Annotated in this window: 4 protein-coding genes and 1 other RNA gene; 1 reads left to right on the top strand and 4 read right to left on the bottom strand. The window is 44.5% G+C overall.

Features of this window, described 5'->3' with window-relative positions; translation table 11 throughout:
* Positions 1-279: 279 nt before the first annotated feature.
* Both QT987_RS11745 and QT987_RS11750 read right to left on the bottom strand, forming a co-directional pair.
* Complete coding sequence (locus QT987_RS11745) at positions 280-5,697, bottom strand: AAA family ATPase (protein ID WP_333239992.1); 5,418 nt, start codon at positions 5,695-5,697, stop codon at positions 280-282.
* Between the two features lie 290 nt (positions 5,698-5,987).
* Positions 5,988-6,974, bottom strand: a complete 987-nt coding sequence (locus QT987_RS11750) for an AEC family transporter (RefSeq protein WP_333239994.1) — start codon at positions 6,972-6,974, stop codon at positions 5,988-5,990.
* Between the two features lie 254 nt (positions 6,975-7,228).
* Here QT987_RS11750 and QT987_RS11755 point away from each other — a divergent pair, with 254 nt between their 5' ends.
* Positions 7,229-9,760, top strand: coding sequence for a vWA domain-containing protein (locus QT987_RS11755; RefSeq protein WP_333239996.1), 2,532 nt, complete (start codon positions 7,229-7,231; stop codon positions 9,758-9,760).
* A gap of 636 nt (positions 9,761-10,396) precedes the next feature.
* Here the strand turns inward: QT987_RS11755 and ssrS are convergent.
* A non-coding RNA gene (ssrS, locus tag QT987_RS11765) (6S RNA) lies at positions 10,397-10,584 on the bottom strand.
* A gap of 50 nt (positions 10,585-10,634) precedes the next feature.
* On the bottom strand, positions 10,635-11,897 hold the full coding sequence (locus QT987_RS11770) for a 5-(carboxyamino)imidazole ribonucleotide synthase (RefSeq protein ID WP_333239998.1): 1,263 nt from the start codon (positions 11,895-11,897) through the stop codon (positions 10,635-10,637).
* Between the last annotated feature and the right edge of the window lie 114 nt (positions 11,898-12,011).

The raw sequence follows: 12,011 nt of genomic DNA on the forward strand, positions 1-12,011 counted from the left end.
TTCATGACAAGGGATTGCTGCTTGCCTAGGTTAGCATAATTGAGATTTTGGCAATCTGGCGAAGGGGCGCTGGAAGTTTTGCTCGTGTCCGCAGTTGCGATCGGGGCTGGTATAATTCCCGATCGGCAATCTAATTTACTTATTCGGGATTTTTTCAAATAGAAATTAGTCGATCGTACTCAAGGAAGTCAAACTAGACAAACAAAATGATGAAGAATGAAAAATGAATAACCTTTTTCATTAGTCATTAGTCATTAGTCAACAGTCAACAGTCAACTTTTATTCGCTAATAGGTAACACTATCTCAAATTCACTCCCTCCCCCCAAAATAGAATTGACATTAATTGTTCCACCGTGGGTTTCGACTACAATCTGGCGGGCGATAGCCAATCCTAACCCAGTGCCTTTTCCTACTGCCTTCGTTGTGAACAAATGGTCGAAAATCCGTTTTTTCACGGCTTCTGTCATGCCCGCACCGTTATCGGCAATCTGAATTTTGATGTGTCGATCGCCCGACTGACTGGTACGAACTGTGATACAGTGTGGATTCGCTTTAATTGCCTCCAAACTGCGTCCTTGGTTTGATTCTTCTAGGGCATCGATCGCGTTAGCAAGCAAGTTCATAAAGACTTGGTTCAGTTGACCGGGAAAGCATTCGATGGGGGGAAGATTCCCGTAATCTGTGACGACTTCGATCGCCGGATGGTGTTCGTTGGCTTTCAGCCGGTGTTTCAAAATTAAGATGGTGCTGTCAATGCCCTCATGGATATTAAAGGGAACTTTGTAGTCTTTATCGGCTCTGGAGAAGGTGCGGAGGCTGGTGCTAATGCCGCGAATGCGATCGCATCCCACTTTCATCGACAACAGCATCTTGGGTAAATCTTCTAAGGCATACTCTAAATCAATATCCTCAGCATTTTCTTCAATTTCCTCGCCTGGATTTGGCAGTTTTTCTTGATATAATTTTAAGTGACCAATCACATCTTTGATCGTGGTCGTTGCTTCCTCAATATTGCCGCTAATAAACCCGACAGGATTATTGATTTCGTGGGCTATTCCTGTGACTAGATTGCCCAATGCGGACATTTTTTCGCTTTGCACGATCTGTAACTGTGCTTGCTGCAAATCAAGGAGCGATCGCTCTAATTCTTGTGCATAAGCTTGAGATTGCTGGTACAAGCGAGCATTTTCTATAGAGATAGCCGCTTGGGCGCACAAAAGTTGGATGACATCAGTACGATCTTCTGTAAATGCACCAATTGTTAAGTTATTTTCTAGGTAGAGCAACCCGATTAATTTACCCTGATTTAAAATCGGGGTGCACAGCACACTTTTGGGCTTTTTCTGCATCAAATACGGCTCGGCAATAAAATCATTTTGTACTGCTGCATTATCCAAAACGACAGTTTTCCAAGTCCGCTTAACATAGTTGACCACAGCAGGGGGAAACTCGTCGCTGGCTGACAGTGGTACAGATATTGAGATGACATCTTGATTGAAGGAGGCTACAGCTTCGATCGCGAGATTCCCATCCTTAATCAACAGGAGAACTGCTTTTTTTGCCCCGGCATTTTCCATCACCACACACATCAGTGCAGCCAGTAATTTTTCTAATTGAATTTCACTGGATAGAGTTTGGGAGGCTTTGAGAATAGTCGCGAAATCGAGGGCTTCGTAAATACTGCTACTGCTAGATAGAGTTGTGTGCCAGGTTTGATGTAAAACTGACGATTTATTGATCGTGTGGAGGCGAGTTTCGCTGATTACACCACGATTTTCTCTTGCCTGCAATATGGGAGCAAGAAGTTGGGGATAGCATTTTTCTAAGTCATCGATTTTGGCTTTCGCTCCCCAGCGAGCATAACAGTAGTAGGCTTCTTGCATATAAGCTTGCGCTACTTTTTCTTTGCCCCAGTCGAGGTAGAATTTAGCTGCTAGTTCGTTAGCGAGGGCTTCTTCTTGGATGTATTCGTTTTCTTTCGCTCCAGAAATGCCGCGATCGTACATTTCAATAGCTTCTGCCCTCTGTCTGGCAACTCGGTATTTCTCTGCTTCTACCAACTGCCACTTATGCAAATAATTCATGGGGGCGTGTTCGGCCCAATGCTGCAACTTACTTTGATTTTCCTGAACTCGTTGCGACTGCGTTTCTAACTCAGCCTCGGACTCAGGAGTGGCAAGGGCTATGAGTGAGTCATAGAAATATAAACCTGCTTCGCAAGTAGTTCCTACGGTTCCCGCTATATACTGTCTTGCTCGATCGACATCTGCGGAGGCCCGAGCAATGTCTTCCAGCAGGAATCTCAACGTTGCCCTGTACAGATAGAAGATGCAGAGTCGGTAAAAATCGTTAGAGGCAAGCGACTCAGAAACCAGCTTCTCATCATAGCCTTCCACTTCAAAGGAAATCTCAAAGTTGTTTGGATTACCCAATAAAAACAGCGTTGTTTCCCAAAAAACCGAACAATAATTTGCCGTTGCTAGTTGGTTGAGGTCGAATAATTGCTGACGGTATGCCCGAATTTGGGGCTCAAGTTCTGCCAAAGGTTGACCGCACCAGTAGGAATTTAGACAGAATCCCTGCCCATTATACCCGACAAACTCTAGATTGCCTGTTTCTAATGCGACTTGATAGCCTGCCTGAAGAATGGGGAGAGTTTCCCGCAAGTGCGATTTGTGATGGTGCAAACAGATCCCGAGCGCAGCAAAAGTTGCAGAGCGAATATTTTTGGCCTCCGCCCCACTGGCAAGACGATAAGCTAATCGGCAAAACCGATCGGCTACTGTCACATCTTGTAGAAAGTTGTTGAGAATCATCCCATAACAACCATAGCTATAAGCTGAAGTACGACTGTTGCCATATTGGATAGATAAATTTACCTGTAAGGCAGTCACCAGTGCAAACAAAGACGAACCAACCAGATAACAAACTGACCCCATACTTGCCGCCACTTGCATCGTGGCCAGTTTTTGGGGGTTTACCATCGCTGGCAGATCGAATAACTCTTCAATCGGTCGATCGGCGATCGAGCTATTAATTTCCTGCACTGCTTGCTGAATATCTTCTGATGTAGGGCGATCGGGCAATTCAACTCCTAATTCTTTGAGACTCAACAAACCGATAGCAATTGCTTCTAAAAACTTGTTCTGGGACGATAATGCCTGAATTTTGACGATGTAAACGTTCACTCGCTCTAGGGGAGTTCTGGTATGATGAATCACAGTGTCAATCCACTGATTCATCTGTTCAAATTCCCCACAGAGTGAAGCCACTTCTGCGGCTATTTCGTGCAAGTTCAATGTCATCTGGTACTGTCGTTGCCAAGGGTTATCTCCAAGCAAATTTAGCCCGATCGCAGCATACTCGCGAGCAGCTTGATAAGCAGTAGCAGCTCTGGCTTTGCGGCAAGCCGTGAGGTTGAGTTGTGCCAAATCATCACGTTGTGTTTGGTCTTCAATCAGCGCAATACCATAATTCAACTGATTGACAACTGAAAAAATTTGCTCTTCTATAGCTGCGGGTGAAATTTGCTGGATCAGCAATTGTCCAATCTGATAGTGAGCACGCGATCGCTCTTGTTCGGGAATTAAAGAATAGGCAGCTTGCTGAACGCGATCGTGCAAAAACTTGTAATTTACCACCTCCGAATTTTCGGTTTCCTCCCGTCTTTCTCGCCCCATATAAAACTTGTAGATTTCACTTTCAGGCAGGATTAACCCCTCTTGCAATGCCTTCCACAAATCCGCCGCCGTTTCCGTTTCCAATTGCTTGGAAACAACTGCCAAAGTCCCCAAATCAAAGTGATTCCCAACACAAGCAGCCAACTTCAACACATTCTGAGTCGCGGGCGGCAATTTTTGTAACTGCAACGCCATAAACTCGACCACATCATCCGTCAGCGCTGCCTCCCGAACTCGCACAATATCGCACTGCCAATAACCAGCAAGCCGATCGAACTCAATCAGCCCATCCTGATGCAGGGCTTTGAGAAACTGCGTTGCAAAAAAGGGATTTCCCTGGGTTTTTTGTGCCACCAATTCCGCCAACGGTATTGCCCAAGATGGATCACAATTGAGCGTATCAGCAACCAAATGATTTAGACTTGTTGAACTCAACGGTTCCAGGGTAATAGTATTCACCGTGGCCCCACCTTTGACCACTGCATCCAGTGTCAGCATCAACGGATGTGCGGCCAATACTTCATTATCTCGGTAGGCACCAATTACTAATAAATAGCCGGTTTCCGACTCGGTAACAAGCAGTTGCATTAACCGCAGCGAGGCGGAATCAGCCCACTGCAAGTCATCCAAAAACATCACCAGGGGATGTTCTGGCTTTGTGAACACATGAATAAAGTTTTGAAACAGCAAATTAAACCGATTTTGTGCCGCAGTTCCTGATAATTCCAGTGCGGGTGGTTGTTTCCCAATAATTCTTTCGAGTTCGGGAATTACTTCAATAATGACTTGACCGTTATCGCCCAGCGCTTGGAATATTTGAGTTTGCCAATTTTCCAACCTTTCGTCACTTTCGCTCAGCAATTGTCCGATTAAATCTCGAAATGCTTGGACAAGAGCTGAGAAAGGAATATTGCGGTTAAATTGGTCGAATTTTCCTTTGATGAAATAGCCGCGCTGGCGGACAATTGGTTTGTGAACTTCCTTCACAATTGCAGTTTTCCCAATCCCCGAAAAACCAGCTACTAGCATCATTTCAGTTGTGCCACTACTAACGCGATCAAAGGCTTCGAGTAGGGTTTCTACTTCTGTTTCGCGACCGTAGAGTTTTTCTGGTATCATGAATCGATCGCCAACATCCCTCTGCGCGATCGCAAAACTCTTTATCCTACCGTTTTCTTCAAGTTGCTCCAAACAACATTCTAAATCGAATTTCAGCCCTAACGCACTCTGATAGCGGTCTTCGGCATTTTTCCCCATTAATTTGCTGACAATCTCCGAGAGTAGGGGCGGGATTTCAGAATTGATTTCATGCAGTGATGGTGGTTGCTTGGCAATATGACAGTGTACTAATTCCATCACATCGTTGGATTGAAACGGCAATCGTCCCGCCAGCAATTCGTAAAAAGTCACGCCCAAAGAGTAAAAGTCACTGCGGTAGTCTATGCCGCGATTCATCCTTCCCGTTTGTTCGGGAGACAAATAGCCGAGTGTCCCTTCCAGCAGGTTAGGATTCATCAAGGTTTGAGTTTCCCTTGGTAGCAAAGATGCAATACTAAAGTCAATGAGTTTGACTTGTTTTGTTTGGGGATGAATTAAAATATTGGCGGGTTTAATGTCTTTGTGAATTATCCGGTGGCGGTAGAGTATATCTAATATATTGCTCAGGTCGATCGCCACTTGCAAAAACTCGATCAGAGTCGGCCCCGTTTCTCCTTGTTCCCTCCATTCCTTCAGAGAAATTCCCCCAAAGTCTTCCATTACCAACGCATAGCTGTTGTGGTAGGTTTCCAAGCTGTAGGTTTCGATGATTCCGGGCAAGTTGAGGTTTTTGGCGATCGTGTACTGATTGCGAAATTGCACCAGTTCGCTGAAGCTGGGATACTCGTTCCGCAAGACTTTGATGGCGACTGGCTGTTTGTCATCAATACGGAAAGCTCGATAAACTAGGGTGCGAGTTCCTGAGTAAATGCGATCGAGAATTTGATAACCTGTCAATCTAAAATTTATACTTGCCATACTTATATTCTTCCCGTCCTCCACGGGCTATTTCCACATTAGCAGAAGCCAATACAGTTTCCAAGTCACGTGATTTTTATTTTAAATCAAGATGAGAGATAGCAGTTTTATAGCAGTTTTAAATAAAGTTAGGTCTACCCTATGCCCTATACCCACGGAGGCCTATGCCCTATGCCCTATGCCCTCGATCGGAGAACACCTCATTTTACTGAGAAAGACTATATATCGTTCAATGTTTGTGATGGGGATCACTAAAATAATAAAATTTTCAAGCTGAGCAATTCCTATTTTTAGTAAAAATTAAATAGCCTCATCCATAGGGGAATAGTGAATAATAAACTAACGCAGCCGATGCCGATCGCAGTTACGGCTAATTCGCGATCGAGATTGAAAGCTTCGGCCAGCAATGTAGTACCAAAAGCAGGAGGCATTGCCATTTGCAACACGAGCACAAGTCGCGGCGCGCCCGCGATGCCAAAAAACGTTAATCCCGTGCCAATTACCAAGGGAATAAACAGCATTTTAATCGCCAGACAAGCCAAAACTGGTTTGAGGTTGTGCAAGGAATTCAACTTGCTCAACTGCATCCCGATCGTAATTAAAGCTAAAGTAATTACAGTCCAAGCGCCTGTTGTTAACAATTCTGCGATTTGTGCCGACAGCGGCAAGCTGCGCGAGATAAATCCTAGACCAAAAGCCCACAGTGCCGGATTCTGAAAGATTGCCTGCAGGGGTGTTAACCAACCCTGACGGCGATCGCTTTTACCGCAGTGAGAAGCAATAGCAACTCCCAGTATATTCATTCCCATCGTAGTGCCTAGCAAGTCGTAAAACAACGCCCAGGCAAAGTGTTCCGAACCTAATAAGGACAAGGTGACGGGAATGCCTAAAAAACCCGTATTACCCAGCATCGTTGCCAATAAAAAGCTGCCTTGAGTGGGCAAACTCCAAGCGCTGGTGTGTTCCGGGCTATTTTGGGCCGGATTAAGAGTCTTGAAACGTTCCTCACCGACACCAAAATTTATCAAAATCCCAGCGAGTCCTCCACCTGCTAGAATTGCCGCCCAAGCTATCAGCGGCGCCATCCAAATAGCGCCCGACAAATTGGCGCGGCGGATGAAAGCAACAATGCTCAATGGCGTCCCAAAGAAGAAAAGAAACTTGGCTAAATATGTAGAATAGCTTCTTGGTAGCAGGCGGCCGAGAATGAATCCCAACGTCACCCATCCGATTACATTTAGATAAAGTTTGAGCAGCGGATTTTCTAAATAAACCATGCTTGGCTAAATATTTTAGGACTGGCGCCGATAGTTAGAAACCGGGTTTTTTTACGAAAATATTTCGTTGTTACCCGCAGATTCGGTAAAAAACCCGGTTTCTGTGGCCTTGATGCACATCCACTACTTTTGGCAACCTTTGCTAAATATTAATGCTTATTCAGCTTTGCACATAATTTTCCACACAGGCCTTGACATCTACAGAAGCGCGTGTCATGATTAAGTTGATGAATAAATCAACATAGGTGAAAACTATGGCACGGCAAGCAAAACAATCATCTCAAGTCAAACGTTCCAGCAGCCAAGCAGCCTCCAATACTCGCACCAAGTTTACCCTCTACAATTTTGCCGGAAACGCCAAGGCATTCTATCTAGTCGATCGCATTAATTTAGAAAGAACACCAGGCGATATCCCAGAAAAATCCGTCGCTCACAGCATCATCATCATCGACCGTTCCGGCTCAATGTGTTATGAGTTAGAACCGCTGAAAGAAACCCTAATCAAGCTTTTGACCTTAGACGAATACAACAATTACCAGCTAATTGTCAGCCTGATTTCCTATGCTAGCAATGGGGACGTAATTTGTCATTTCCAGCGAATTCCCATTCAAGAAGTGCTGAAGTTTGACTCTCAATACATCAAAGAAATTCAAAAAATCCACACGGCTGGCTATACCTGCATATCGCAGTCGATGGAACTCGCTAAATCTCTGGTTAAAGCGGGAGAAATGACAGCGATCAATTTGCACACAGACGGCTATGCAAATGACCCCAGTGCTAATTCCGAAGCTACAAAACTAGGGGAAATTTGCGAAGAACTCAAAGACATGGATGTGTTTGCCAACACCATATCCTATGCCTCTGCTGACTTCAAACTTCTCTCCAAAATCGCCAACACATTATCGGGAAATTGCATCCGCGCGGGCGAAGTTAAAATGGTTTATGATGCTCTTTACGACAGCACAAAACTGTTAGGCAGTTCCGTTGCACCGCCGCTGGAAGAACCGTTAATTAAGGAATATGATTATCAAGTTTTTGTTTCCAAAAGTGGCAAGAAAATCAACGGTTCATCGAGTACGCTGAAAATCTGCGGGCTGAAAGCAGACGATCGCGGACTGTTTTACAAATATCAGAAAGTCGCCAAAGATGAGTATGACAAATTAGATGTTCCCGTTGCTCAAACTGATGAGTCGGTGTTGGCTTTTGCGAAAGCTAACCTCGCTGACGGCAATTTAAATACGGCTAAGTATGCGCTGGCGAGCACCTTCGACGCTACTTTGACGGAAAAACACGCGAAAGCTTTGACAAATGCCCAAATAGCCGAGTTTACGGAAGATTTGGAAGAGGCTGTTTTTGCGCCTGATGTGTTGAAAAATCATGAAATTGGCGATCGGGTAAAAGTCAGCGATAAAATTTCCCTGCTGGAGTTAATCAAGATATTGGAGGAAAACAGCAACAGCATCATCATCAACTTGAAACACTTGCAAGAAAATTATCAGCGAAAAGGTTTAAAGCGAATTGAAGGAAAGCGAGACGAAAACGGCAACCTTGTCAAGCCTTGGCTGAAAACTGAATTCTTAGATGGTGGCGAATACGTGCAAATGGGTTCATTTGCCATCAATCAAAATACCGCTACCATCAATATGCTGATTACCCGAAAAGCTAAGCTGGTAAAAGTTGAGGATGAAACTTTAATCGCCGAAGTGGCGGGAATTCTAGTTACAGACCTCAATACTTTCAACAATTATACCATTGTCAGCGACGGCGAAGTTAATATTAAGTCGCTGCGAACCAAAATCAGCAGCAAACCTGTGTTTGATTTGCTCAAAAAATGCGGTCTCCTTGAAAAAGACGGTTCGCCCGTGCAAGAATTTGACTTCCGTTCCGAGTACGATATTAAGTTAGAGACTTTGCCCCTCGTGCCTTTTGACGGGCGTTACGGCAGCCTTGACGGAGTGTTTGAGGAACTAGCAGAAATCAAAATTCTCTCTAGCATTCTCTCGGCTCATTTGAAGGAGGAATCCGAGGCTTACACTGCGGAACAATTGGAAGAATTGAAACAGCATTATCTGTCAAAAAGCCTTTACATCAACTTTCCGACGACGACAGAATACACGGAATTAAAAAGTGCGATCGCCAACGGTTCAGTAGATTCGCGAGTCAGCTACAAAATCGACATCGGCAGCAAAAACATTCTCAACTTCGGCAAGTTGCACTCGGCCAACAAATTTCTCGATCGCCTTTATGAAGTTTACCACAAAAACACGGGCGAAAAGCTAGCAAAACCGACATTTGACATCACCTTAGATGAGCCTGTTGTCTTCGCACACAAAACGCTGTCATCCCGAACAAAAATCACCAAAGTTGACGACTTGATGAAACTGATTTTTGATGAGTTTTTGGGGTTGGAGGATAACGGAATTGTTAGCGCTACTTTAGCCAAAGTGGGTGCAGATAGTTTGCTGCGCCTTTTGCAAGCGAAATGGCAGGGAGAAGATGTCAAGCGAGACGAATTTGTCGCTGCTTTAGCTAATGCGAATGAGCGACTGGAAGCTTATGCTGAAAAAGCGTACAGGGAAAAAGTTTCACCGCTGGTTTTCTATATCGGTTCTACCGGACTTATCCCGGATGAAATGGAGGCAAAAGCGGCGACTGCTGAGGAAATTAATTCTAAATACGGCAACTTGCAATTTTCTAAGGATGAGCAAGAGGGGATGTTTTTTGAATTGGGAGATTGCATTATTAGCGTGTATGCTAAGAATGAGTATTTCACTGTAGGGAAGTAGGAATTAGGGTGGGCTTTTGCCCACCTTGGTTAAATATTTTTATTGGAAGGGCGATCGAGTCCACGCCGGAGATTTTGCTGAGAGTTGACCAAGAATTTCAAAGGTGGTACCCGCCACGTAATTTATCCGTGGAATCAATCCAAAATCTCAAATCTAAAATCCTCAAGCCCCCGAATTTATCCGTGGGTTCAATCCAAAATCCAAAATCTCAAATCTAAAATAGAATGACTGCTTTACTGCATCAGTTTGTGGAAATTATTAATAGGGCGATCGCAAGATGATTGGGAACATCTCAAATTTGCAAATAGACTGCTAAGCTGTCGCGCATTTAAATTGTATATTCAGGGCGGGCGGGACGCCCATCCCACAAGAACCATCACGCATTCTAAGTTATTTAATTCTCATTCCATATCCGTTATTTTTCGATAAAATATATTGCAAATCGACTTTTTATATCAATTGAATAGCTGGAGTATTTATTGCCTCGCCTCTTAAATGAAGGACAATTAATAATTAAATGGGGTCGCCAAATCAAAAACAAGGGTAATGCTTGTATAGTTTAAATATGCAACAGCTTATCTCAAAAAAAAATAGGCTAGCCATATTTCACAGCGCCTATCTCTATCCAAATTTTAATGGTTCCCCGCAACGCCGTCTTACCTCAGCTTTTGACCTGGTATTTTACCAGGTGGGTACCGTTGGCTCGGACTTAAAGTTTCTGGGTACAAGCCCAGTTTACTGCTGTCCAAACATCTTGATTCCCGAGAGTTAAGAGTTATAGATCAAAAAAACATTATTGGCAGTCACCAACGTCGCAGTAGAACCTTTATTAAATATATACCAACTAACCCGATTTTGGCAAGCTTTGAGCAATTTAACTTGCATACCAGATGGATTCTACGGTTTGAGCGATCGCCAGTGCTTGCGATCGCCCTTGAGCCACCAACTCCGCGTCGATCACAACTGTAACGTGACCGAGTTTGCGGCCCGGACGCGATACTTCCTTACCATACCAATGGACAAAAGCACCACTAATTTGTGCCAGTTGTTGTCTTTTTGCTAAATAATCGGACTGGGCAGACTCGTAGCCTAGCAAATTTACCATCACAGCGCCTGCACATTTCAGAGCCGAATTACCTAAAGGCAGTTGACAAACTGCGCGCAAATGCTGTTCAAATTGGGAAGTTTCGCAAGCATCGATCGTAAAATGTCCCGAGTTGTGAGTGCGGGGTGCAATTTCATTGACTAACAGCTTATTGTCGGCGGTTAAAAATAATTCAATGCCGAATACGCCGACAGCTTGCAAACTGTTGAGGAGAGTGCGGGCGATCGCACAAGCTTCATTTTTCACCTCTAAACTAATATCAGCGGGCGCAATCACCAGATGACAAACCTGATTTTGTTGCTGAGTTTCCACGATCGGATAAATCGCAATTTCCCCATTTGCCGATCGAGCTGCAATCACAGCCAATTCGCGATCGAACGGCACAAACTCTTCCAGTAGCAAAGACTGACCTTGGAGTGTAGCACGAATTGACTCAAAACTCCCCCGATCATTAACAATAAAAGTACCTTGGCCGTCATAACCGTGGCGGCGAACTTTGACCACAAAGGGAAAGTCGATCGATCCAGCATCCGAGTCTCCTGCAATCTGCACGCTGTCGGAAACAGAAATTGCCGGAAAGTCGATCGTCACCGAATCAAACAATTCCGGGGGCAAATCCGCGCTGCAATCCCATTCCCAAAACCTCGGAGTTGGCAAACCCAAACCTTGTAAATAACAGCGCTGAACGTACTTATCCAACAAAGGAGAAAGCGACGACAAACTCGGCTGAAATAACACACCTTGCCGCTCTAGCGGCCGCAAACCATCCAAATCCACAAACTCATTTTCAAAAGTAATAACATCGCAGTCATCCGCCAATTGAGCCGTAGCCAAAACATCATCAACAGCAGCCAAAACAGCACCAGCAGCAACAGAAACTGCCGGGTCAGTAGCATGGGGAGTTTGTACTACCAATTCAATACCGATCCCCCTAGCAGCATCCCCCATCATCGAAGCTAGCTGGCCGCCACCGACAACGCCCACCCGCTTAAATTTGGCAGACGAACTAGCAGCGGTTTTATTTGATTTCATGTGAGTAAAATTCCCCAGAGTCAACCTGCCTATCTTATCGCTATTTGGCCCTGGTTCAATTACAGTAATTGCAGAGTTAAAAGCCAAAAAATAGTTTGAATTGCAGGATTAAAT

Origin of the sequence: Microcoleus sp. SVA1B4 (assembly GCF_036700545.1) — a bacterium.
In the GTDB taxonomy this organism is placed as follows: Bacteria; Cyanobacteriota; Cyanobacteriia; order Cyanobacteriales; family Microcoleaceae; genus Microcoleus.